The sequence below is a fragment of the Arthrobacter sp. Y3221087 genome, from assembly GCF_059089905.1.
In genome coordinates, this window is sequence record NZ_JBNHFE010000002.1 from 439,040 (window position 1) to 463,387 (window position 24,348).

Below are 24,348 nucleotides of genomic sequence, written 5' to 3' on the forward strand. Positions count from 1 at the left end.
CACAGGCGGCTTTTCAGGGGCGGGGCGGCGTGGCGCCGGATCTAGTGGTGCGTGCCGTCCCGCCCTTTGCTGTGCCCGGGGAAACCGAACGGGTCCGACGGGACGCCGAAGCGGTCCTGGATGGCCCTGAGCTGGCGCGCGCCCGGGCCATGGAACCGGAGGCGCGGGACCGGTTCCTGGCCGGGCGGCTTGAGCAGCGGCTGTTCGTGGCCGGCCTCCTGGGGGTGGGCCCCGAACGCCTGGCCGCCAGTTACAGCTGTCCTGCCTGCGGCACTGGACCGGACGTCAGCCACGGGCGGCCGGGCTACCTGCTCGACGGCGTTCCGGCACCGGTGGCGTTCAGCGCCTCCCGGGCTGCCGGGTGGACCCTGCTCGCTGCCATGGTCGATGCTGCGCCCGGATTCCGGCTGGGCGTGGATATTGAGGATCCCGCACGGACCGGCTTTGCCGGTTTTGCGGCGCTGGCGCTTACCCCCGCCGAGCAGTGGGCAGTGCGGCACCTTTCCGGAAGTGCCCTGCTCACGGAGCGGGCCCGCCTGTGGGCCCGCAAGGAAGCCTGGCTGAAAATGACCGGGGAAGGACTGCGGACGGTACCGTCCGATGTGGATGTCCTGGCGCGTGCCGGGGTTCTGGACCTGCCCTGCGCTGAAACCGGCCTGCCTGCGAACCTGGCGGCCGCCGTCGCACTGTCAGGCTAGGAAACCCTGGCCAGCGGCAGCGGCGGCAGCGGTTCCTCGTAGAGCCACGGGTGCAGCAGCGCCTCGGCGTCGACCGCCGTGGCCCGGTTGACCGCGAGGATGAAGTCGGGCGTGCCAACCGACCCGTACCGGTGCGCAGCGGTCCATTCCTGCAGCAGGGCAAAGAACGCGAGGTCCCCGCACGCCATCCGGACGGTGTGCACTGCCAGCGCCCCCCGCTTGTATACCCGGTCATCGAACATGTGCTCCGGGCCCGGATCGCCCACCAGGATGTCCTGCGCGTCAGCCCGCAGCCGGTGCCATGCGGCTTCAGCCCGCGCGGCCACCGGCATGATGCCCGCTTCCTCCGACCAGATCCACTCGGCATAGCAGGCAAAGCCCTCGTGCAGCCAGATGTCCTGCCAGGTTGCCGCCGTCAGCGAGTTTCCAAACCACTGGTGCGAGAGTTCGTGCGCAATCAGCCTCTGCGACTCCCAGTCCGGGTCCAGGTGGTTCGGGCCCAGGATGGACAGGCCCTGCGCCTCCAGCGGGATTTCCAGTTCGTCCTCCGTCACCACCACGGTGTGGCCGGGGAACGGGTAGGGGCCGAAGCAACGGGCAAAGGAACGCATCATGGCCGGCTGCAAGGCAAGTCCTGCCCGTGCCTTGTCTGCGAGGGCCGGGGCAACGGCCAGGAGTTGCGGCACGGTGGAACCGGCCCGGCCCGGGTCCAGTTCGAGCAGCCCGTACCGGCCGATCTGCACGGTGGCAAGGTAGCTGGCCATCGGCTCCGCCTGCTCGTAGACCCAGGTCTCGCGGCTGGAGCGCGTGGTCCGGGACTGGAAGACGCCGTTGCAGACCGCGCGGTAATTCGCGTCCGTAGTGACCGTGAACCGGTAGCTGGCCTTGTTCCGGGGGTGGTCGTTGCAGGGGAACCAGGAGGGAGCTCCGTTGGGCTGGCCCGCCACGAGGACGCCGTCGGACAGCTCCTCCCAGCCCACCTCGCCCCAAAGTCCCCGCCGGGGTGCCGGGTTGCCCTCGTAGCGGATATCCAGCGTGAAGCGCTGCCCGGGCCGCAGGCCGGCTTGCCCGGCCACCACCAGCTGGCCGGCGCGCTGGCTGAAGCGCCCCGCCTTCCGCCCGTCCAGCTGCACCTTGGTGGCACGCAGGTTGCCGGCCAGGTCCAGGACAATGGCCGACGCCGGCGCCTGGACAACGCCGTACAGCACCGCCCTGCCGCTGAGCCGGTTGCTGCTGACTTTGTAGTCAAGCTCCAGTTCGTAGCGTTCAACCCGGTAGGCGTTGCTTCCCGCCCCGGGCAGGTAGGGATCGGGAACCGCGGGAAGGGTCGCTGCCGGGACGCTTCCGCCGGCTCCTGCTGGAAAACTCATCAATACCTTTGGGTTGTTCAAAGCTGTGCGGGACCGCTCCAGGGACTGACCGGGTTGCCCATCCAGTACGTCCCGGCCGGTACTGTTTCGCCGCGCATCACCAGCGATGCCGGGCCCACAGTGCCGCCGGCCCCAATAGCGGCTTGCGGAAGGATCACCCCGTGCGGGCCCATGGTTGCCCCGTCCTCGAGCGTAACAGCGTCCATGCTCATTACGCGGTCGTGGAAGAGGTGGGTCTGCACCACGCAGCCACGGTTGACGGTGGCGTTCCGGCCGAGGGTTACCAGGTCGGCTTCCGGCAGCCAGTAGCTTTCGCACCAGGTGCCCGCGCCGATTTTGGCGCCAAGGGCACGCAGCCACCAGACCAGTGCGGGGGTACCCGTGGCGGCGCGGGCGAACCACGGCGCGCTGACCATTTCGATGAAGGTGTCCACCACCTCGTTGCGCCAGATGAAGGAACTCCACAGCGGGTGTTCGCCGGCCTGGATCCGGCCCACCAGTACCCACTTGGCAAGGACGGCCGCCCCGGCCGCCACCGCACCGGCCAGGAGCATGACCACGCCGCTGAGGAGGGCGGCCACCCCGTAGTTGAACGCCGTGGCCAGCTGGTCAAAGGCCAGGATGATGCCGGCGGCAATCGCTACCGAGAGCATCACCGGGACAAACCTGCAGAGCTCCCACAGGGCGCGCGCCACCTTCAGCCGGAGCGGCGGCTGGTAGGTGCGGGTATCGTCCGAGGCGATGGCGGTTCGGCGCAGCCGGACCGGGGGGCTGCCCAGCCATGACGTGCCGGACTTTGCCTTTGCCGGGGTGGCGGACAGGACCGCCACCAGCGAGTTCTTGGGCACGCTCCGCCCGGCAGCGGTCATGCCCGAGTTGCCCAGGAAGGAGCGTTTGCCGATCTTGGCCGGCGCCACCCGCAGCCAGCCGCCGTCAAGCTCGTACGAGGCCACCATGGTGTCATCCGCCAGGAAGGCCCCCTCGCCAATGGTCGTCATCGAGGGGATCAGCAGCACCGTGGACGCTTCCACGTTCCGGCCGATCTTCGCTCCCAGCAAGCGCAGCCACACAGGGGTGAAAAGGCTGGCGTAGAGGGGGAACAGCAGGTCCCGCGCCATGTCCAGCACCCGTTCCGTGGCCCAGACCTGCCAGCCCACGCGGCTGCGGACCCGGTGGTAGCCCTCGGTGAGGCCTATGCTCAGGAGCCGGGTTGTGGCCAGGACCAGCAGGGCGTTGCTGAGGAACCAGGCCAGGGCGCACAACGGCAACGCCAGGGCCAGCTGCGGCAGCGCAGCCGAGAGCGATGTGCTGCCCTGGATGAACAGATACGCCACGCCCACGGCGGCGGCAGCGGAAAGATAGGGGAGAACCGCCAGGCAGGCGGATGCGCCGGCGAACCCGGCGGACCACAGCCTGGCCTGAAGCGGGGTCCGGGCAGGGGCATCAGGCAGTGACCGCTTGGCCTTGCCGCGCCGCTGCGCGGGGGACCCGGCCACCAGATGGCCTGCCTTCACCTTGCCGAGCACGGCGGAACCGGCCTCCACCTGGGCGCCCGCTCCGATGGAGGCACCGGGCATCAGGGTGCTGCGCGCGCCCAACGTGGCCCCGGCGCCGATCCGGATGGCACCGATGTGCACGTTGTCGCCGTCGATCCACCAGCCGGACAGGTCAACCTCGGGTTCGACGTTGGCGCCGCTGCCCAGGGACAGCAGGCCTGTGACGGGCGGCAGCGAGTGGAGCTGGACGTCCCTGCCGATCCGGGCTCCCAGTGCCCGCGCGTAGGAGGGGATCCACGGTGCGCTGGCCAGGCTGATGGCGCCGGACAGGTCCTGGATCTGCTCGGCCAGCCAGAGGCGCAGGTGAACCCGCCCCGAGCGCGGATAGGTTCCGGGTTTGACGCCTCGAAGCAGGAACCTGGCAGCGGCCACCGAGATCAGCATCCGGCCGGGAGGGCTGACAAAGACCAGCCAGGAAGCCGCCACCCACCACCAGGAGACCGTGGCTGCCGCGGTGAACCCGGCCAGCGCGGCAAGGATGTTGTTGCCGGCCATGAGGAAAGTCAGCCAGCGCATCCCCACCAGCACATGCAGCGGTACGCCCATCAGGGTCTGGAAAACCTGGGACTTCCGTGCGGTGGGCCGGACCTGGCGGTCGGGTGCGGGGGCGGTGGCGCCGTCCGGAAGGGACAGCCGGGCTGCCTCCACCAGGGCGCCGATGCGGGGGGTGGCGTAGATGTCCGCCACGGTGATGGTCGGGTACCGCACGCGCAGCGCCGATACCAGCTGGGCTGCGGAGAGCGAACCGCCGCCGTAGGCGAAGAAGTCGGCGTCGAGGGAGGTCACAGGGCTACCCAGGACGGCGCTCCACTGCTCCACGATCCAGGCAGCGTCTTCGGGCAGGTTCAGCGGCGCGGCGTCCGCCTCAGCGGCGCCCGCGCCGGGCAGGGGCCAAGGCAGGGCATGGCGGTCCACTTTGCCGCTGGTTTTGGTGGGCAGCGAGTCCACCACCGCGAGCATCGGAACCAGCGCTGCCGGCAGGGTGGCGGCCAGCTGCCCGCGGGCAGCGGCCAGGTCGAGGTCCTGCCCCGAAACCGGGGCAAGGTAGCCCACCAGGATCTGGTTTCCGGCTGCGGTGGTCTGGACGGCGGCGGCAGCGCCGGCAACGCCGGGAAGGGCCTGCAGCGCCGCATCAACCTCGCCCAGCTCAATCCTGCGGCCGCCGAGCTTCACCTGCTCGTCGGCCCGGCCCTGGAAGACCAGGCCCGCCTGCTCAAACCGGACCAGGTCCCCGGAACGGTAGGCACGCTCCCAGCCCAGGCTCGGCATCGGCGCGTATTTCTCTGCGTCCTTGGCGGGGTCGAGGTAGCGGGCCAGCCCCACGCCGCCAATAATCAGCTCCCCCACTTCGCCCTCGGCCACCGGCACGGCGTCCGGGTCGACGACGGCCAGGTCCCAGCCGTCGAGTGGCAGGCCGATCCGGACAGGTCCCGGACCGCCCAGCGGGGCGGCGCAGGCTACCACGGTTGCTTCCGTGGGGCCGTACGTGTTCCAGACCTCCCGGCCCTCCACCGCAAGGCGCCCGGCCAACTCCGGCGGGCAGGCCTCCCCGCCGAAAATCAGCAGTCGGACGTTCTCAAGCGATTCGGCGGGCCAAAGTGCCGCAAGCGTGGGAACGGTTGAGACGGCGGTGATCCCGTGGTTGATCAGCCACGGGCCGAGGTCCATGCCGGTGCGCACCAGCGCCCGGGGTGCGGGGACCAGGCATGCCCCGTGGCGCCAGGCAAGCCACATCTCCTCGCAGGACGCGTCGAAGGCCACCGAGAGTCCGGCCAGGACCCGGTCCTGGGGGCCGAGGGGTTCATCCCGCAGGAAGATCCTTGCCTCGGCATCCACAAAGGCTGCTGCCGAGCGGTGGCTGACGGCAACGCCCTTCGGCGTGCCGGTGGATCCGGAGGTGAAGATGACCCAGGCGTCGTCGTCGGGGGCAGGCGGCCGGGCACCGGCAAACGGTGCCGTACGGCCGGCGGGCACGAGGTCCACGCCGCGGAGCACGCCACCGGCTTCCAGGACACCGGCCACCCTGGCTTCCCCGAAGACCAGGCGGGCGCGCTCCTCCGGATCGTCCGCATCCACGGGTACGTAGGCCGCGCCCACCAGGAGCACCGCGAGGATGGCAACATACAGCTCGTTGGTCCCCGACGGGATCCGCACGCCAATCTTGTCCCCGGCGCCGAGGCCGGCCTGGTGGAGCCGCCGGGCCGCCGCCCGGACTTCAGCCATCAGCTGGGCGTAACTGAGCGGGCGGCGGCCGTCGTCCAGGGCGGATGCCTCCGGGTAGCGGGCCGCAGTGTCCTGCAGGATGTCGATCAGCGTCCGGGCCGGGGGAGCGGCCAGGGACCCCGGCATCTGGGGCGGATACGTGGAAGGGACATCCTCAAGGGGGACCTGCTGCTGAGTCACTGGGGCATTTTGCCTGTACCAGATGAACAGAAGATGTACCCGCCGGCCAAACTCGGCGTTCCTGCGGTCCGGCCGATCACCTCTTGTTCATTCAGCAGGTGCCGTGGGCCACTGCGGAGCGGCGGCTACGGAACCAGGAGCACCTTGCCCGTGGTGCGCCGGCCCTCCAGGTCCCGATGGGCCTGTGCCGCCTGGGACAGCGGATAGCGGGCACCGACCCGGACCTTCAGGCTTCCGTCAGCCGCAGCTGCGAAGATCTCGTCCGAGCGCCAGCGCCGCTCGGCAGCATCCCTCAGATGGTGGGCGATGGTGGGCCTGGTGAGGAACAGGGATCCGCCGGAATTGAGCCGTTGCGGGTCAACGGGAGGAACGGGGCCGGAGGCTGCGCCGAAGAGCACCAGCGTGCCGCGCACCCGAAGGGCGTCGAGGGAGCCGTCGAAGGTGTCCTTTCCCACGCCGTCGTACACCACGTCTGCGCCCCTGCCGCCGGTGATGTCCCTGACGTGCTGTGCGAACCGGTCGTACCGCACCACATGGTCAGCGCCGGCCCCCCGTGCAAGCTGCTCCTTTTCCTCGCTGGAGACGGTGGTGACCACTTCTGCGCCCCTGGCCTTCAGCAGCTGGATCAGGAGCAGCCCCACGCCGCCTGCGCCGGCATGCAGCAAGACGGTGTGCCCGGGCTCCACCTTGAAGGTGGAATTCATCAGGAAGTGCGCCGTCATCCCCTGCAGGGGAAGTGCTGCCGCCGTGAAATCGTCCAGACCGCGGGGAACGGGCAAGGCGGTATCCTCGGCCACCAGCATGTAGTCCGCATAGCAGTCGAATCCCTCGGCAGTGGCTACCCGGTCGCCAACGGAGAAGGCGGTAACCCCTTCACCCACTGCCTCCACCGTTCCTGCGGCTTCCGATCCCGGGGTGAAGGGGAACGGGACCTTGTAGGTGCCGCTGCGCTTATACGTGTCGATGAAATTGACGCCTGCCGCCCGCACCTTCACCAGCAGCTGCCGGGGACCCGGCACGGGGGGTTCCGCTTCCTCGTAGACGAGGACTTCCGGTTCGCCTGCCTGCCGTGCGACGATTGCGTGCGTCATTGCTCCCCTTTCCAGGAGCCGGCGCTTCCGGCTCCCGATGCTGTCACCATCCTAGGGATACCCCGAAGCGGGGAAGCAAGGTAATGCATAAATATCGGCACTCATGCATAACTATTGCTGTATAGTCGGGGGCATGACTATTTCTGTTGCAGTGTCGGGCGCCAGCGGTTACGCCGGGGGAGAAGTCCTCCGACTCCTGGCCGGACACCCGGACGTCACCATCGGCGCGATCACGGCGCACAGCAACGCGGGCTCGCGCTTAGGCGAATTGCAGCCGCACCTGCACGGGCTCGCCAGCCGAATCCTGGAAGACACCACTGTGGACAACCTGTCCGGCCACGACGTCGTCTTCCTCGCCCTGCCGCACGGCGCTTCCGCCGAAATCGCCGCCCAGCTGCCGGAAGGGACGGTGGTGATCGACGCCGGTGCCGACCACCGCCTGCAGGACCCGGCCGCGTGGGAAAAGTTCTACGGCTCCGCCCACGCGGGCACGTGGCCGTACGGCCTTCCCGAGCTCCCCGGCCAGCGCGAGGCGCTCAAGGGCGCCACGCGGATTGCAGTGCCCGGCTGCTACCCGACGTCGGCCCTGCTGGCGCTGACGCCCGGGTTCGCCGCCGGTTTGCTGCAGCCCGACGACGTCGTCATCGTGTCCGCGTCCGGCACCTCCGGCGCGGGCAAGGCCGCGAAGGTCAACCTTATCGGCGCGGAAGTGATGGGCTCCATGAGCCCCTACGGCGTGGGCGGCGGGCACCGCCACACTCCCGAGATAGAGCAGGGACTGTCCAATGCCGCGGGCGAACAGGTCACTGTGTCCTTCACGCCCACGCTGGCACCCATGAGCAGGGGCATCCTCACCACCGCAACAGCCAAGGTGAAGTCCGGCATCACGGCAGAGCAGCTCCGGCAGGCCTGGGCCGACGCCTACGACGACGAGCCGTTCGTGCACCTGCTGCCCGAGGGTCAGTGGCCCGGCACCAAGAGTGTGCAGGGATCGAACCACGCCGCCATGCAGCTGGCCTTCGACGGCCACACCGGCCGCGTCATCGCCACCTGCGCCATCGACAACCTCACCAAGGGCACTGCCGGTGGCGCTGTCCAGTCCATGAACATCGCACTCGGCCTGCAGGAAACCGCCGGCCTTGACCTGCAGGGAGTAGCCCCGTGACCGTCACCACGCCCCAGGGATTCCGCGCCGCCGGCGTCACCGCCGGACTCAAGGCTTCCGGCAAGCCGGACCTCGCGCTGGTGGTCAATGACGGCCCGTCCAAGGCCGCCGCAGCCGTGTTCACCAGCAACCGGGTGGCTGCCGCTCCCGTCCACTGGTCCCGCCAGGTGGTCGCCGATGGCCGGGTGGATGCCGTGGTGCTCAACTCCGGCGGTGCCAACGCCTGCACCGGGCCCACCGGTTTCCAGAACACCCACAGCACCGCCGAGAAGGCAGCCGAAGTCCTGGGAATTTCGGCCACCGACGTTTTTGTCTGCTCCACCGGCCTGATCGGCGAGCAGCTGCCCATGGACAAGATCCTGCCCGGTGTTGAGGCCGCTGCCGCTGCCCTCAGCACCGACGGGGGACCGGAAGCCGGCGAAGCCATCATGACCACCGATTCCGTCCCCAAGTCAGCGCTGTTCATCGGCACTGACGCGGGCGGGCAGGAATTCAGCATCGGCGGCATCGCCAAGGGCGCGGGCATGCTGGCCCCCGGCCTTGCCACCATGCTGGTGGTGCTGACCACCGACGCAGCTGTGCAACCGGAACTGCTCGACCTGGCCCTCAGGGACTCCACCCGGGTCACCTTTGACCGCGCCGATTCCGATGGCTGCATGTCCACCAACGACACCGTTGTCCTGCTGTCCTCCGGAGCGTCCGGAGCAGTTCCGGCCGCCGAGGTTTTCACCGCAGGCCTGACCAAGGTCTGCGCCGAGCTGGCACGGAAACTCATCGCAGACGCAGAAGGCGCCAGCCACGACATCGCCATCCGGACCTTCAACGCTGCCAGTGAAACCGACGCCGAGACCGTCAGCCGCTCGGTTGCCCGGTCCAACCTCTTCAAGGCCGCCATCTTCGGCAAGGACCCCAACTGGGGGCGCGTGCTCTCAGCAGTGGGCACCACGGACGCAGCGTTCGAGCCGGACCAACTCAACGTGGCCATGAACGGCATCCAGATCTGCCGCAACGGCAGCATCGGTGACGACCGGAGCCTGGTGAACCTGGAGCCGCGCGAGGTCCTGGTGGAAATCGACCTGCAGGCCGGTGACGCAGAAGCGACCATCTGGACCAATGACCTCACCCACGACTACGTGCACGAGAACAGCGCCTACTCCAGCTAGCACCGTTTCAGCCATCGCCGATCCCCGCGGAAGAGACAGCATGAACACCCAGACGCGCGAGACCACCAGCATGTCCGACGCCCAGGCCAAGGCCGCCACCCTGGTTGAGGCGCTGCCCTGGATCCAGCGCTTCGCCGGCACCACCATGGTGATCAAGTACGGCGGCAACGCCATGGTCAATGACGAACTCCGCCGCGCGTTCGCCGAGGACATCGTGTTCCTCCACCATGTGGGCATCCATCCCGTGGTGGTTCACGGCGGCGGGCCCCAGATCAACTCCATGCTGGGCCGGCTGGGCATCGAATCAGAGTTCAAGGGCGGCCTGCGCGTCACCACGCCGGAGGCCATGGACGTGGTCCGGATGGTCCTCACCGGACAGGTGGGCCGCGAACTGGTGGGGCTCATCAACTCCCACGGCCCCTACGCCGTGGGCATGTCCGGTGAAGACGGCGGCCTGCTGCGCGCCGTGCGGACCGGGACAGTGGTTGACGGCGAAGAGGTGGACCTGGGCCTGGTGGGTGAGGTGGTGGGCGTCGACCCCGCCGGCGTGGTGGACATCCTCGACGCCGGCCGCATCCCCGTGATCTCCACCGTGGCCCCGGAAATCGTCGACGGCGGTGACGGCGTCGCAGGTGCCGCCAGGTTCCAGCCCACCGGCCAGGTGCTGAACGTCAACGCGGACACCGCGGCGGCGGCCGTTGCCTCGGCCCTGGGCGCGTCCAAGCTGGTCATCCTCACCGACGTCGAGGGCCTATACGCCAACTGGCCGGACAAGTCGTCGCTGATCTCCTCCCTCACGGCTTCCGAACTGCGGGACATGCTGCCCCGCCTCGAATCCGGCATGATCCCCAAGATGGCCGCCTGCCTCAAGGCCATTGACGAGGGCGTGGAACGGGCGCATATCGTGGACGGCCGGTTGCCCCATTCCATGCTGCTTGAAACATTCACCACCGCCGGAATCGGCACCCAGGTTGTTCCGGACGAGGAGATCAACGGATGAATACGATGGAAAAGTCACCAGTGACCGAACTCGTGGAAACCACCGGCCATGCCGGTTCCGAATGGCTGTCGCGGTATTCGTCCTCGCTCATGGGAGTGTTCGGCGCCCCGCAGCGCGTCCTGGTCCGCGGTGCCGGCTGCCTGGTGTGGGACGCCGACGGCAAGGAGTACCTTGACCTGCTCGGCGGGATCGCCGTCAACGCACTGGGCCATGCGCACCCGTTCGTCACGTCGGTCATCGCCAGCCAGCTCTCCACCCTGGGCCACGTCTCCAACTTCTTCACCAGCCCCACCCAGATCGCACTGGCCGAAAAGCTCCTGGTGCTGGCCAACGCGCCTGCCGGGTCGAAGGTGTTCTTTACCAATTCCGGCACCGAGGCGAACGAGGCAGCGTTCAAGCTTGCCCGCCGCAACTTGGGTGGCGGCAGCGTGCAGCGGACCAAAATCATCGCCCTCGAGGGAGCCTTCCATGGCCGGACCATGGGCGCACTTGCCCTGACCGCCAAGGAAGCCTACCGGGCTCCGTTCGAACCGCTGCCCGGCGGCGTGGAGCACATCCCGTTCGGCGACATCGAGGCGCTCAAAGCCGCCGTGGACGAAACCGTCGCGGCGGTCTTCCTCGAGCCCATCCAGGGTGAGGCGGGAGTACGGCCGCTTTCGGCGGAGTACCTCCGGGCGGCGCGGGAGCTGACTGCCAGGGTGGGCGCGCTGCTGATCCTGGATGAGGTCCAGACCGGCATCGGCCGGACCGGCAAGTGGTTCGCCAGCGAAGAGGCGGGAATCGTCCCGGATGCCATCACGCTGGCCAAGGGCCTGGGCGGCGGCTTCCCCATTGGCGCCCTGGTGACCATGGGTGAGCAGACGTCGTCGCTGTTGTCCGCCGGCCAGCATGGCACCACCTTCGGCGGGAACCCGGTGGCGACGGCGGCCGCCCTCGCCACGCTGCACGCGATCGAAAGCCAGAACGTCCTGGCCAACGCCACCGCGGTGGGGGAGCACCTCCGTTCCGCGCTGGCGGCGCTGCCGGGCGTCACCGAAGTACGGGGCGCCGGCCTGCTGATCGGCTTCGACCTGGACGCCGACGTCGCGCCCGCCGTGGTGCAGGCTGCCCTGGACGCCGGCTTCATCGTCAACAGCCCCGGCCCGCGCACCATCCGCCTGGCGCCCCCGCTGGTCCTCACCACGGCCCAGGCCGACTCGTTCCTCGCCGCTTTCCCGGCAATCCTCCAGACAGCTAAGGACGCCCAGTGACTCCCGCAACCCGGCACTTCCTCAAGGACACGGACCTGACCCCCGCCGAACAGGCGGAGGTCCTGGAGCTTGCCGCGCGCATGAAGGCGGCGCCCTACAGCGTCCAGCCCTTCGCGGCAGAGGGCAGCGGGCGCAAGACCGTTGCCGTCATCTTCGACAAGACCTCCACCCGCACACGGGTCTCTTTCGCCACCGGCATTGCTGACATGGGCGGCAATGCCCTGATCATCAACCCCGGTGAGGCCCAGATCGGCCACAAGGAATCCGTGGAGGACACCGCGAAGGTCCTGGAGCGCATGGTCTCCACTATCGTGTGGCGCACAGGCGCCCATGCCGGCCTGGTGGCCATGGCGGAAAATTCCAGCGTCCCGGTCATCAACGCACTTTGCGACGACTACCACCCCTGCCAACTGCTGGCAGACCTCCTGGCCGTGAAGGAGCACAAGGGGGAGCTCAACGGCCTCACCATGAGCTACCTGGGCGACGCCGCCAACAACATGGCCAACTCCTACCTGCTGGCCGGGGTCACCGCCGGCATGCACGTCCGGATCGCCGGCCCGGAAGGCTACCTGCCCGCCGCGGACATCGTGGCCGCCGCCGAGGAACGTGCCGCAGAGACGGGTGGCTCGGTGCTGATCACCACCGACGCCGCCAAAGCACTCCAGGGCGCCGACGTCGTGGCCACCGACACCTGGGTGTCCATGGGCCAGGAGGCGGAAAAGGAAGCGCGGCTGCAGCTGTTCCGGGAGTACTCCGTGGATGAGGAAGCCATGAAACTCGCCGCGGATGACGCCGTCGTGCTTCACTGCCTGCCCGCGTACCGGGGCTACGAGATCTCGGCGGGCGTCATCGACGGCCCGCAGTCGATCGTCTGGGACGAGGCGGAAAACCGGCTGCACGCCCAGAAAGCGCTGATGGCCTGGCTGATGCACCGCTCCGGCCTTGCCTTCGTTGACGGCCTTTCGCCGGTTGAAGGTACCGGGGAGAGCACGTTCTAGTGTCCGCCCAGCCCGTGTCACCGGGCTCCAGCCCGGCCACCAAGACTGCGCGGCAGGCACGCATCACCGCCATCCTGACCAACCAGTCGGTGCGTTCCCAGGCGGAGCTCGCCGCACTGCTCGCGGACGACGGCGTGCAGGTCACCCAGGCCACGCTGTCCCGGGACCTCGTGGAACTCGGGGCCGTGCGGGTCCGCGGCAAGGAGGGCGCCCTGGTGTACGCCGTCCCCGGCGAGGGGGGCGAGCGTGCCGCCAAGACCGGCGTGAGCCAGGAAATCCTGGACGCCCGGCTCGCCCGGCTATGCAGTGAGCTGCTGGTGACGGCGGAAGCGTCGGCCAACATCGTGGTGCTCCGGACCCCTCCGGGGGCCGCGAACTTCCTGGCTCTGGCCATCGACCATTCGGTCATGCCCGCCATCCTGGGGACCATCGCCGGTGACGACACCGTGCTGCTGGTGTCCCGGGATCCGCTGGGCGGCCCCGACCTCGCAGCCCGCTTCCTGCAACTGGCCGAGGAAGCCGGGCAATAAGCTTGAAGACAACATCAAACACCCCCCACTAAGGAGCATGTGAAGTGACTGAACGCATTGTGCTCGCCTACTCAGGCGGCCTGGACACATCCGTAGCCATCGGCTGGATCGGTGAAGCCACCGGCGCCGAGGTCATCGCCGTGGCAGTCGACGTCGGACAGGGCGGCGAGTCGCTCGAAACCATCCGCCAGCGCGCCCTGGGCTGCGGCGCCGTCGAAGCCTACGTGGCAGACGCGTCCGATGAGTTCGCCAACGAATACTGCGTCCCCACCCTGAAGGCCAACGCCCTCTACCAGGGCCACTACCCGCTGGTGTCCGCCATCTCCCGCCCGGTGATCGTCAAGCACCTGGTGAAGGCCGCCCGCGAATTCGGCGCCACCACCGTTGCCCACGGCTGCACCGGCAAGGGCAACGACCAGGTCCGCTTCGAAGTGGGCATCCAGACCCTCGGCCCGGACCTGAAGTGCATCGCACCGGTCCGCGACCTCGCCCTCACCCGCGACAAGGCCATCGCCTTCGCCGAGGAAAAGGGACTGCCCATCGAGACCACCAAGAAGAACCCGTACTCCATCGACCAGAATGTCTGGGGCCGCGCCGTGGAAACCGGCTACCTCGAGGACATCTGGAACGCCCCCACCAAGGACATCTACGACTACACCGCCACCCCGGAGTTCCCGCCGGCACCCGATGAGGTCATCATCTCCTTCGAAGCCGGCGTGCCGGTAGCGATCGACGGCGTCCGGGTCACCCCGCTGCAGGCCATCAAGGAACTCAACCGCCGGGCCGGCGCCCAGGGCGTGGGCCGCATCGACGTCGTCGAGGACCGCCTGGTGGGCATCAAGTCCCGCGAAATCTATGAGGCCCCCGGCGCCATGGCCCTGATCACCGCGCACAAGCACCTTGAGGACATCACCATCGAGCGTGAACAGGCCCGCTTCAAGGCCACCGTGGGCCAGCGCTGGGCCGAACTGGTCTACGACGGCCAGTGGTTCTCCCCGCTGAAGCGCTCCCTGGACGCCTTCATCGACGACACCCAGAAGTACGTCTCCGGCGACATCCGCATGACCCTCCACGGCGGCCAGGCCATCGTGAACGGCCGCCGCTCCGACACCTCCCTGTACGACTTCAACCTGGCCACCTACGACACCGGCGACACCTTCGACCAGTCCATGGCCCGCGGCTTCATCGAGCTGTGGGGCATGTCCGCCAAGGTGGCCTCCGGCCGCGACATCCGGGTCGCAGGGAAGTGACTCCCCAGCAGGGCCCACGAGCGCAGGGGTCCCCTGCCGAGCGCGGCGAGGCCGGGGTGCGCTCGGGGACGAATACAGGCGCGCTGTGGGGCGGCCGGTTCGCCGGGGGCCCCGCGGACGCCCTCGCCGCCCTGAGCAAGTCCACGCACTTCGACTGGCGGCTGGCCCGCTACGACATCGCCGGTTCCAAGGCGCATGCCCGCGTGCTGCACAAGGCCGGCCTGCTGGACGACGGCGAGCTGGAAGGCATGCTCGCCGCCCTGACGCAGCTGGACGAGGACGTAGCCTCCGGCGCCTACCTGCCGGCGGAGTCCGACGAGGACGTCCACGGTTCCCTGGAACGCGGCCTGATCGAGCGGGCGGGTCCGCAGCTGGGCGGCAAGCTGCGCGCCGGCCGGTCCCGCAACGACCAGGTGGCAACCCTGGGTCGGATGTTCCTGCGCGACCACGCCCGGATCATCGCCCGCGGCGTGCTGGACACCGTTGACGCGCTGGTGGACCAGGCCAAAGCCCACCAGGGCGTGGCCATGCCGGGGCGCACCCACCTGCAGCACGCCCAGCCCGTCCTGCTCAGCCACCATCTGCTGGCCCATGCCTGGGCCCTGCTGCGCGACGTGCAGCGGCTACAGGACTGGGACAAGCGGGCCGGTGTTTCCCCGTACGGGTCAGGTGCTCTGGCCGGGTCCTCGCTGGGGCTCGATCCCGAGGCGGTGGCTGCGGACCTTGGCTTCTACTCCGCGGTCCACAACTCAATCGACGGCACGGCGTCCCGCGATGTCTTCGCCGAGTTCGCCTGGGTGTGCTCCATGATCGCCGTGGACCTGTCCCGGATATCGGAAGAAGTGATCTTCTGGGCCACCAAGGAGTTCTCCTTCGTCACGCTGCATGACTCCTACTCCACGGGGTCCTCGATCATGCCGCAGAAGAAGAACCCGGACGTGGCCGAGCTGGCCCGCGGCAAGGCGGGGCGCCTGATCGGCAACCTGACCGGGCTCCTTGCCACCCTCAAGGGCCTGCCGCTCGCTTACAACCGCGACCTGCAGGAGGACAAGGAACCGGTGTTCGACGCCGCTGATACGCTGGAGCTCCTGCTCCCGGCCGTCTCCGGCATGATCGCCACGCTGACCTTCAATCGGGAGCGGATGGAGTCGCTGGCACCTCAGGGCTTTGCGCTGGCCACGGACATCGCCGAATGGCTGGTCCGGCAGGGCGTCCCGTTCCGTGAGGCGCATGAGCTGTCCGGTGCGGCGGTCAAGCAGGCCGAGTCCCGGGGCGTCGAGCTGTGGGACCTGACCGACGACGAGTATGCGGCCATCTCGGCCCACCTCACCCCTGAGGTCCGGACGGTCCTGTCCACGGAGGGGTCGCTGAACAGCCGCAACTCCCAGGGCGGAACGGCGCCGGCCGCCGTCGAACGCCAGCTGGCCGCCCTTGAAGGCGAACTCGCCGCCGTCCGGGAGTACGCAAGGTAACACCCCGACGCTCTCTCACTTGATGCGCCTTTCTGGCCAACGCCCGCTCACTTTTGGTGGTGTTATCGGCAACGCCCGCTTACTGTCTTCGCGACAGCGAGGGGGCGTTGGCCTTTTTAGCGCAAGAAGTGAGCGGGCGTTATGCATTGCGGCCGCTAGCATGGCGTCATGAGCGAAACCTTCCGGAAGTTCCTCCGCACCCTGCCCGACTTCCCGGCCGACCTTCCCAGCTTTGATCCGGCCGGCGCTGCGCGGAACCCCGTGGAGCTGTTCAAGCAGTGGCTGGACGAGGCGCTGGACGCGGGGGAGCAGCAGCCCCACGCCTTCAGCCTGGCCACGGTCAGTGCCGGGCAGCAGCCGTCCTCACGCATGCTGATCCTGAAGAACATCGACGGCGACGGCTGGCATTTCGCCACCTCCCGCACCTCCCGCAAGGGACAGGAACTGGACATCGTCCCGCAGGCCGCCATGAACTTCTACTGGGCCTCCCTGGGACGGCAGGTCCGCGTGGCCGGGCCGGTGGTCCAGCTCTCCGCCGAGGCCTCCGCCCGCGACTGGGCGGAACGTCCGCGCGCCGACGGCAGCACCAACCCCAACTGGCAGCTGTACGCGGTCCAGCCCACGGAGTTCGAGTTCTGGCAGGGGAGCAGGGACGGTGAACATGTCCGGCACCGCCTGGGTCCGGACGGAGCTCCTGAGGGTTAGGATGAGCGCCATGGCCTCTCCCGCACCCGATGACCTGCTCGCAGACCTCCATAAGGCCGCGGGTGACGTTGCCGCAGACGCCGCGAGGTTCAGCGACCAAGACGTCCGGGCTCCCTCGGCGCTGCCGGGCTGGACGCGGGGACATGTCCTCGCCCATCTCACCGGGATCTCCAACGCCATGGCCCGGCAACTCGAGTACGCAGCCCGGGACGAAACAATAGAGCTGTACGACGGGGGCATGGACGGCCGGAACAAAGCCATCGAGATGGCCGCGGGGCACGACGCCGCCACCCACCTCGCAGACTTAACTGCGGCACTGCAGCGGGTTCTCAGGGCCTTCGATGCGCTGCCGGGCGTCAAGGATTCCTCGGCCAACCGCAACGGATGGTGGGCCCCGATTTCGTACCGCGGGGGAGTGGTACTCGACGGCGGCCTGGCGCTCTGGCGCGAACTCGTCATCCATGCGTCAGACCTGCAGACGGGCAGGGGGCCGGAAACCTGGAGCCGGGCGTTCTGCGAGCACCTGTTCGACTTCCTCGCCGCCAGGGTGCGGCCGGAGGACAAGCTGGTGCTGCAGCCGCTGGGCCTGCCGCCCGTCAGCATCGGCAGCGGCAACCGGTCCACCGTTATCAGCGGGATGCTTACGGACATCGCCGCATGGCTGGCAGGCCGGGAGCCATCACTCGGCAGCCTGCGTGCCTCCGCCGCAGCCGACGGGACGGACCTGCCTGAGCTGCTGCCCTGGCCAGCCGGAACCCCGGCGCCGAAGTAGTCCCCCTGTACTTTGTTGCTCTATCACTCTTGGTTCCCTAAAACCCTGGTTTAGGAGCCACAAAGGATAGTGCCCCTGTACTGTCCCGTCAGGCCGCTTCGCGTGCCAGCAGGCTCTCCTTCACGCGCAGGCCCCAGCGGAAGCCGCCCAGGGTGCCGTCAGTCCGGATCACCCGATGGCAGGGCACGAACAAGGCGGCGGCATTAAAGGCGCAGGCGCTGGCGGCCGCGCGGACTGCCTTGGCGTTGCCTGCCAGGGCCGCGTATTCCGTGTACGTCACGGGGTGGCCGGGCTTGACCTGCCGGAGGACGTCCCAGGCGTGGGCCCGGAACGGACCCGAGCGCTGCAGGACCGGCACGGCCATGGCCGGCGCGGGGTCGCCGTCGTAAAAGGCCTCCACAGCCCCCGAAATGTCACCCAGCCCGGCGACGGACTGGACGGCGTCGGGGCGCAGTACGGGATGGACCTGGCCGGTCAGTTCGCGGGGGTCGGCGGTCCAGCCTGACGCCAGGACCAGTCCCTCCCGCGCGATGATGGTGAAGGGGCCGTCCGGGGTGGACATTGTCAGCAGTTGGGCGGTCATGGCTTCGCTTTCCTGGAAGTGCCGCTGGCGGCGGGGGCTTTGGGTGCGGCGGCGGCGCGCCACAAGTGCATGGTGGCGTAGGAACGCCAGGGGCTGACTTCCCGGAAGTCCGGGGCCAGGCCGGCGCCGCCCGCCGAAAGGGCCCGGATCCCGTTCCGGACGGCAGCGTCGTTGGCGAGGAAGACGTCGGGGGCGCCCAGGATCCGCATCGCCGCGTAGCCCACAGTCCAGGGTCCCACGCCGGGCAGCGGCAGCAGCTTGGCCGTGAGGCCGGCCAGGTCATCGCCATAACCGGGGTCAACTAGTCCTTCCGCCATGGCGGCGGCAGCAGAAAGCAGCGATTCCGTCCGGCGTCGGGGCCCGCGCAGCAAATGTCCGGCCTCGGCAATCTGGGCGGACGTGGGGAAGAGACGGTCAAGGCCATCGCCCGGAACACTGCTGGGGCTGCCGGCAGCAGAGAGCTGCGTCAGCGCCGTGCGGGCCGCGGCGACGGTAATCTGCTGCCCCACCATGGCCCGCACCAGGAGCTCCTGTGGATCCAGGGCGCCGGGCATGCGGATGCCCGGGGCTTCCGCCACTGACGCGGCCAGCCGGCTGTCCGAGGACAGGGCGTCGTCGATGGCTTCCGGATCGGCGTCCAGGTCGAACAGGCGCCGGACGCGGCTCAGCAGTGCCGGCAGGTCGCGCAGGTCCGCCGCGCCGATGGTGAGGGTCAGCGGCCGCCCCCGCGTGCCGGCGTCGTAATCAATCCTGAAGCGGGCGTCGCCGTGGGGCAGCCGGAGCGTCCGGGCATAGGAGGTTGCCGTGCCTGCCTCGATGCCCGGGATGGCGCGGACCGCCAGGAACGTGAAGATGCCGGGATCGAAGGGCTTGCGGTAGGGGAGGCTGAGGGTCAGTGCCGTGGCAGCTCCCGCCGTGTGTGCATGCCGCCCGGTGTGCCGAAGGGCAGTGGGGGTCATGGCGAACACGTCAAGCATGGTCTCGTTGAATTGCCGGACGCTGCTGAAGCCGGCGGCGAAGGCGACGTCGGCAAGCTTCATTGGCGTGGAGACCAGCAGGGTGCGGGCGGTCTGGGCTCGTCCGGCCCTGGCCAGGGACAACGGCCCGGCGCCCAGTTCATGGGTGAGGATCCGGTTGAGCTGGCGCGACGAGTAGCCCAGCCGGGCAGCGAGCCCCTCCACGCCGTCCCTGTTGATCAAGCCGTCATTGATCAGCCGCATGGCCCGGCCCGCGACGTCCTGGCGGAGGTTCCAGGCAGGCGTGCCGGGGACGGCCTCGGGAAGGCACCGCTTGCAGGCCCGGTAGCCGGCGTCGTGCGCTGCAGCCGAGGTTTCGTAGAAAGTGACGTTGGAGGCTTTGGGGGTGCGCGCCGGGCAGGAGGGGCGGCAGTAAATCCCCGTGGTCCGGACCGCAGTGTAGAACTGCCCGTCGAAACGGGTGTCCCGGGCGTCGATTGCCCGATAGCGCTGCCAGAAGTCCATGACTCCATCCTGCCAGCCACCGGAGGCCCCTACTAGCGGAAATCGGACATGGCCGTGGCGGCTCCGCTGCCGCGCCGCGGGTGAAACCGGCGGATGCGGGTAAGGTCTGGCCATGAGTGAAAACCCTGTGCCGGCCCGTCCGCCGCTGCGGGAGATCCTCTCGGGCGATGCCCGCGAGCTGGCCCCGCTGCTGCTGGGCGCCGTCCTCACGCACGAGTCGCGCGAAGGTCCGGTGTCCGTCCGCCTCACGGAAGTGGAGGCCTACCTCGGACCGGAGGATTCGCTGCACCCGGACCCGGGCTCCCACACGTACCGCGGCCCTACGCCCCGCAACGCGCCGATGTTCGGCCCCGCCGGACACCTGTACGTCTATTTCACCTACGGAATGCACCACTGCACCAACCTCGTCTGCGGGCCGGAGGGGGTTGCCTCCGCGCTGCTGCTGCGGGCAGGCGAGATCGTGGACGGCCTTGACCTCGCCCGGCGGCGGCGAACCACATCCAGGAGCCCCGCCGACCTCGCCAGCGGCCCGGCCCGGCTGGCCAAGGCCCTGGGACTGACGACGGCGGACAGCGGACGTGACGCGCTTGCCCCGCCCTTCGGGCTGATACTTCCGCCGGGGCCGCCTCCCCAGGTAAGTTCAGGCCCGCGGGTGGGGGTGGCCGGGGCAGGCGGCTCGGACGAGTACGCCTGGCGCTTCTGGATCACCGGGGACCCCACTGTCTCCAGGTACAAGCCCGCCAAACCCCGGGTCCGGAAACCCCCGGCCACCACGGGTCCATCAGCGCAACCGGCCCGGTCCGCGTTTCATCAGCGTTAACGGAAATGGTTGTAGAATGGTAGGTCTGTCTTTTGCGATAGGGGAACGTTGAATGCTTGACGCCGATTTGGCCCACGAACGGGAGTATGTAGCGGGCCTGTATGCCCGGCTGGAAGAGCTCCGTGAGGAAAAGCGCCGGCAGCTGGCGCAGGTCCGGCGGGCCGGGGCAGTGGGCACCATGCAGAACGTTTCCGAGCGTGATGCGTTCGCCGCACTGTACGAGGACCGCCTGGCGCAGCTGGACGCGGTGGATGACCGGCTGGTCTTCGGCCGCCTGGACCTGGACTCCGGTGAAGCGCAGTACATCGGCCGCATCGGCCTCACCACCGAGGACCTGCAGCGGCTGATGGTTGACTGGCGCGCGCCCGAGGCCGGCCACTTCTACCAGGCCACCGCGTTCGACCGGCAGGGCGTGCGCCGCCGCCGGCACCTGATCCTGCAGGGCCGCGAAGTCAAGGCCATCGAAGACGACGTCCTGGATGCCGGGATGCTCGCGGACAATGAGTCGCTGCAGGGTGAAGGCGCCCTGCTCGCCGCCCTCAATTCCAAGCGCACGGGCCGCATGTCGGACATCGTCAGCACCATCCAGTCCGAGCAGGACCGCATCATCCGGTCCTCCATCTCCGGCGCGCTGGTGGTCCAGGGCGGACCTGGCACAGGCAAGACCGCCGTCGCACTGCACCGCGCCGCCTACCTGCTGTACACCCACCGCGACCGGCTCAAGAGTGCAGGCGTGCTCCTGGTGGGCCCGTCGTCGTCGTTCATGAAGTACATCGAACGCGTGCTGCCCTCGCTGGGTGAGACCGGCGTGGTCATGGCCAGCCTTGGCCGCCTCATGCCCGGCATCCATGCCGTGCCGGAGCAGGACGCCGATGTTGCTGCCCTCAAGGGCCGCCTGGACATGGCAGAAATCGTGGCCAACGCCGTCTCCAACCGCCAGCGGGTTCCTGCCCAGAACAGGACGCTGGAAGTGGACGGCCGGAAGCTGGTGCTGACGCCCCGGCAGGTCCGCCGCGCCCGGGAGAAGGCCCGTGCAACCGGCAAGCCGTACAACGAGGCACGCGTAACGTTCGTCAAGATCCTGCTGCGTGAACTGACGGAGCAGATGACCGAACTGGTCGAGGCCGGGAACATCGGCAACAACGCGGACCGCTCCTACCTTGCAGAGGATGTCCGTACGGCCCGGGATGTCCGCATCGCTCTGAACCTGTGCTGGATGCCAATGACTCCCGAAAAGCTGATCTCCGACCTGTTCAGCAAGCCGGCCATCCTGGAATTCTGCACCCCCAACCTTTCGCCCGCGCAGCGCGCGCTGCTCCTGCGGCCGGCTGACGCCCCCTGGACGGAGTCCGACGTTCCGCTGCTGGATGAGGCTGCCGAACTGCTGGGTGAACTTGACGCCGCCGCCGGCCGCGGGCTGGCGCAGCAGGAGCACGACCGCGCCCGGGATCTCGCCAACGCCAAGCAAACGCTCGTCAACATGGAAACCGCCGGCGTTGACGCCCTGATGACCGCCGAAGACCTGATGGAGCAGAACCAGGAACGGGAGGCACGGCTTACCGCTGCCGAGCGTGCCACCAGCGACCGCACCTGGGCCTTCGGGCACATTGTGGTGGACGAGGCGCAGGAGCTTTCCCCCATGCAATGGCGGCTCCTGGTCCGCCGCTGCCCCCTGAAGTCCTTCACCATCGTGGGCGATATTGCCCAGACCAGTTCCGTTGCCGGCGCCAATTCCTGGCAGGGCGCCCTGGCGCCGATGTTCGGTGACCGATGGCAGCTGGAGGAGCTGACGGTCAACTACCGCACGCCCTCCCAGATTGCCGAAGCCGCCGTCCGGATGGCAAACGCCGCGGGCCTGGTGGTGTCCGCCCCCAAGGCTGTGCGGGAGGGGCGCTGGTCACCCGTCATCGACGAGGTTGCCCCCGGCGCCCTTGTGGACCGGCTTGTGGAGGTCCTGCCGGAGGAGCTGGAAGCGCTCGACGGCGGCCTGCTCGCCGTGATCGCCGACGGACCCCTCCTGCCCCAGGCCACGGCAGCCCTGCGCGCGGCCTACGGGCGCCGCATCGGCACGGGCGCGGGCAGCTACGAACAGGACATCGTGGTCATCAGCCCCCGCGAAGCCAAGGGCCTTGAGTTCGACGGCGTGGTGGTCCTGGAACCGGCAAAGATGCTCAACCACGAACACGGCAAGGTGGGTGACCTCTACGTGGCCATGACCCGCGCCACTCAGCGGCTGCGGCTGATCGCCGCCGAACCCGTTCCGGCCGGTATCGTCCGCTGATCCGGCGTCCCCCGATACTGCTACCTTAGAAGGCGTGCCAGACATCAACAGCCTCGAATCGCAACACAACGACCCCTCTTTTGCCAACATCTGGCAGGAGCTGAAGTGGCGTGGCCTGGTCCACGTCTCCACCGACGAAGCCGAGCTTGAAAAGCTCCTCGCCGGCGCCCCGGTCACGTACTATTGCGGTTTCGATCCGACTGCACCGAGCCTGCACCTGGGCAACCTGGTCCAGCTGCTCCTCATGCGGCGGCTGCAGCTGGCGGGGCACAAGCCGCTGGGACTTGTTGGCGGCTCCACGGGCCTGATCGGTGATCCCCGGCCCACCGCCGAGCGCACCCTGAACACCAAGGAAACAGTCACGGAGTGGGTGGGTTACCTCCAGGCGCAGGTCCGCCGGTTCCTAAGCTTCGAGGGCGACAACGCGGCGCGGATGGTCAACAACCTTGACTGGACGGCGCCGCTGACCGCCATCGATTTCCTGCGGGAAGTAGGCAAGCATTTCCGGGTGGGCACCATGCTCCGCAAGGATGCCGTTGCCTCGCGGCTCAACTCCGACGAGGGCATCAGCTACACCGAGTTCAGCTACCAGATCCTGCAGGGCATGGACTACCTGGAGCTGTACCGCGCCTACGGCTGTGTCCTGCAGACCGGGGGCTCCGACCAGTGGGGAAACCTGACCAGCGGAACCGAACTGATCCGCAAGGTGGAGGGCAAGAGCGTCCACGCCCTGGGTACGCCGCTGATCACCAACTCCGACGGAAGCAAGTTCGGCAAGAGCGAAGGCAACGCCATCTGGCTCGACGCCGGCATGTGCAGCCCGTACGCGTTCTACCAGTTCTGGCTCAACACTGCGGATGCAGACGTTGTGGACAGGCTGAAGGTCTTTACCTTCCTGACCCGCGCCGAGATCGAAGAGATCGCAGTGGCAGTGGCCGAGCGTCCCTTCGCCCGTGAGGGCCAGCGGAAGCTCGCTTACGAAGTCACGTCGCTGGTGCATGGCGTGGAAGCCACTGAAAAAGTCATCGCCGCTTCGGCCGCCCTGTTCGGCAACGGCGACCTCACTGCCCTTGACAAGTCCACGCTTCAGGCGGCCACGTCTGAGCTTCCCTCCGCCACCGTCCAGGTGGATGCACTCGGGATCGTGGACCTGCTGGTGGCGTCGGGGCTGTCGGAGAGCAAGTCCGCTGCCCGCCGCACGGTTGGTGAAGGTGGCGCGTATGTCAACAACGAGAAGGTCCTGGACCCCGAAGCCGTGATTTCCGAGGATGAACTCCTGCACGGCCAGTACCTGCTGCTCCGCCGGGGCAAGAAGAACCTGGCCACGGTTGAGGTGCTGGTCCCGTAACTGCGGCATCTGACCCTTTTGCACGCCCCTCCGCAGCCGATTTGCACGGCTGCGGAGGGGCGTGTATTGTTTTCTGAGTCGCCGCCGCTGAGTGGTGACAAACCCCCAACTAATGAGAAGCGATTCTTCTCGGAGCAATGCTCTGATGGTAGGAATGCTTCACTTTTTGCTGGGTGGATTCACTTCGCCGAGTGAATTCCGGGAAAACATCCGGATTTGCAAAAGCGAATATGGATGAAATAAGATTGAAACATCGCAGCGAAGAAATACGAAATAGAAATTCTTTTTTAATTTGTTTCGGGAATATTCGAATGCGTCTGTTGTTTGAGAACTCAATAGTGTGCCAAGTTTGTTGATACCGATTATGTATGTAATTGGTTGAATTTGCCGGATCGTGCCGCCCCTGTGGCAT

19 protein-coding genes are annotated in these 24,348 nt (G+C 68.3%); 14 read left to right on the forward strand and 5 right to left on the reverse strand.

From position 1 onward, the window contains the following. Positions 1 to 29 precede the first annotated feature (29 nt). A complete protein-coding gene (locus AC5RUO_RS11700; RefSeq protein ID WP_494103566.1) occupies positions 30 to 698 on the forward strand; it encodes a 4'-phosphopantetheinyl transferase family protein in 669 nt (222 codons plus the stop codon). Here the strand turns inward: AC5RUO_RS11700 and AC5RUO_RS11705 are convergent. From AC5RUO_RS11705 to AC5RUO_RS11715, 3 genes are all read right to left on the reverse strand, one after another. Next, positions 695 to 2,068: a M1 family metallopeptidase gene (locus AC5RUO_RS11705; RefSeq protein ID WP_494103567.1), complete on the reverse strand. Its 1,374-nt coding sequence runs from the start codon at positions 2,066 to 2,068 to the stop codon at positions 695 to 697. The two genes, AC5RUO_RS11700 and AC5RUO_RS11705, sit on opposite strands and share 4 nt — an antisense overlap. Positions 2,069 to 2,085: 17 nt before the next feature. Beyond that, positions 2,086 to 5,973 carry a Pls/PosA family non-ribosomal peptide synthetase gene (locus tag AC5RUO_RS11710; protein ID WP_494103587.1) on the reverse strand — a complete coding sequence of 1,296 codons (3,888 nt, stop codon included), beginning with the start codon at positions 5,971 to 5,973 and terminating at the stop codon, positions 2,086 to 2,088. Between the two features lie 179 nt (positions 5,974 to 6,152). Then, a complete protein-coding gene (locus AC5RUO_RS11715) occupies positions 6,153 to 7,118 on the reverse strand; it encodes a quinone oxidoreductase family protein (protein ID WP_494103568.1) in 966 nt (321 codons plus the stop codon). 133 nt (positions 7,119 to 7,251) lie between these two features. On the opposite strand from AC5RUO_RS11715, the gene argC reads away from it, so the two are divergent. The 10 genes from argC to AC5RUO_RS11765 all read left to right on the forward strand — a co-directional run bounded on the left by argC (position 7,252) and on the right by AC5RUO_RS11765 (position 17,423). Further along, positions 7,252 to 8,283, forward strand: coding sequence for an N-acetyl-gamma-glutamyl-phosphate reductase (argC, locus tag AC5RUO_RS11720; protein WP_494010391.1), 1,032 nt, complete (start codon positions 7,252 to 7,254; stop codon positions 8,281 to 8,283). Next, positions 8,280 to 9,446 carry a bifunctional glutamate N-acetyltransferase/amino-acid acetyltransferase ArgJ gene (gene argJ / locus AC5RUO_RS11725; RefSeq protein WP_494103569.1) on the forward strand — a complete coding sequence of 389 codons (1,167 nt, stop codon included), beginning with the start codon at positions 8,280 to 8,282 and terminating at the stop codon, positions 9,444 to 9,446. The genes argC and argJ overlap by 4 nt, the downstream gene beginning before the upstream one ends. 40 nt (positions 9,447 to 9,486) lie before the next feature. Next, entirely contained in the window at positions 9,487 to 10,446 is a 960-nt protein-coding gene (argB, locus tag AC5RUO_RS11730; RefSeq protein WP_494103570.1) for an acetylglutamate kinase, read from the forward strand. Further along, entirely contained in the window at positions 10,443 to 11,696 is a 1,254-nt protein-coding gene (locus tag AC5RUO_RS11735; protein ID WP_494103571.1) for an acetylornithine transaminase, read from the forward strand. The genes argB and AC5RUO_RS11735 overlap by 4 nt, the downstream gene beginning before the upstream one ends. After that, the gene (gene argF, locus AC5RUO_RS11740; protein WP_494103572.1) at positions 11,693 to 12,694 is read left to right on the forward strand and encodes an ornithine carbamoyltransferase; all 1,002 of its coding nucleotides are present in this window, start codon (positions 11,693 to 11,695) and stop codon (positions 12,692 to 12,694) included. Before AC5RUO_RS11735 ends, argF begins: the two co-directional genes overlap by 4 nt. Then, the gene (locus AC5RUO_RS11745) at positions 12,694 to 13,224 is read left to right on the forward strand and encodes an arginine repressor (RefSeq protein WP_009359387.1); all 531 of its coding nucleotides are present in this window, start codon (positions 12,694 to 12,696) and stop codon (positions 13,222 to 13,224) included. The genes argF and AC5RUO_RS11745 overlap by 1 nt, the downstream gene beginning before the upstream one ends. Positions 13,225 to 13,268: 44 nt before the next feature. Continuing rightward, complete coding sequence (locus AC5RUO_RS11750; RefSeq protein ID WP_493974002.1) at positions 13,269 to 14,474, forward strand: argininosuccinate synthase; 1,206 nt, start codon at positions 13,269 to 13,271, stop codon at positions 14,472 to 14,474. Continuing rightward, positions 14,471 to 15,946 (forward strand): argininosuccinate lyase, encoded by a 1,476-nt coding sequence (gene argH, locus AC5RUO_RS11755; protein WP_494103573.1) that lies wholly within the window; start codon positions 14,471 to 14,473, stop codon positions 15,944 to 15,946. The genes AC5RUO_RS11750 and argH overlap by 4 nt, the downstream gene beginning before the upstream one ends. A 168-nt stretch (positions 15,947 to 16,114) precedes the next feature. Next, complete coding sequence (locus AC5RUO_RS11760; protein WP_494103574.1) at positions 16,115 to 16,651, forward strand: pyridoxine/pyridoxamine 5'-phosphate oxidase; 537 nt, start codon at positions 16,115 to 16,117, stop codon at positions 16,649 to 16,651. Positions 16,652 to 16,661: 10 nt separating this feature from the next. After that, positions 16,662 to 17,423: a maleylpyruvate isomerase family mycothiol-dependent enzyme gene (locus tag AC5RUO_RS11765; protein ID WP_494103575.1), complete on the forward strand. Its 762-nt coding sequence runs from the start codon at positions 16,662 to 16,664 to the stop codon at positions 17,421 to 17,423. 88 nt (positions 17,424 to 17,511) lie between these two features. On the opposite strand, the gene AC5RUO_RS11770 is transcribed toward AC5RUO_RS11765, so the two are convergent. After that, positions 17,512 to 18,006 carry a methylated-DNA--[protein]-cysteine S-methyltransferase gene (locus AC5RUO_RS11770; RefSeq protein WP_494010383.1) on the reverse strand — a complete coding sequence of 165 codons (495 nt, stop codon included), beginning with the start codon at positions 18,004 to 18,006 and terminating at the stop codon, positions 17,512 to 17,514. After that, positions 18,003 to 19,487 (reverse strand): AlkA N-terminal domain-containing protein, encoded by a 1,485-nt coding sequence (locus AC5RUO_RS11775; RefSeq protein WP_494103576.1) that lies wholly within the window; start codon positions 19,485 to 19,487, stop codon positions 18,003 to 18,005. The genes AC5RUO_RS11770 and AC5RUO_RS11775 overlap by 4 nt, the downstream gene beginning before the upstream one ends. A 112-nt stretch (positions 19,488 to 19,599) precedes the next feature. Here AC5RUO_RS11775 and AC5RUO_RS11780 point away from each other — a divergent pair, with 112 nt between their 5' ends. Genes AC5RUO_RS11780 through tyrS form a run of 3 tightly spaced genes read left to right on the forward strand, consistent with a single transcriptional unit; the run spans position 19,600 to position 23,936 of the window. Next, positions 19,600 to 20,307 (forward strand): DNA-3-methyladenine glycosylase, encoded by a 708-nt coding sequence (locus AC5RUO_RS11780; protein WP_494010381.1) that lies wholly within the window; start codon positions 19,600 to 19,602, stop codon positions 20,305 to 20,307. A 52-nt stretch (positions 20,308 to 20,359) separates the two neighbouring features. Further along, positions 20,360 to 22,588 (forward strand): HelD family protein, encoded by a 2,229-nt coding sequence (locus AC5RUO_RS11785; RefSeq protein ID WP_494010380.1) that lies wholly within the window; start codon positions 20,360 to 20,362, stop codon positions 22,586 to 22,588. A 34-nt stretch (positions 22,589 to 22,622) separates the two neighbouring features. Continuing rightward, the gene (gene tyrS, locus AC5RUO_RS11790; protein ID WP_494010379.1) at positions 22,623 to 23,936 is read left to right on the forward strand and encodes a tyrosine--tRNA ligase; all 1,314 of its coding nucleotides are present in this window, start codon (positions 22,623 to 22,625) and stop codon (positions 23,934 to 23,936) included. The last annotated feature ends 412 nt before the right edge of the window (positions 23,937 to 24,348 follow it).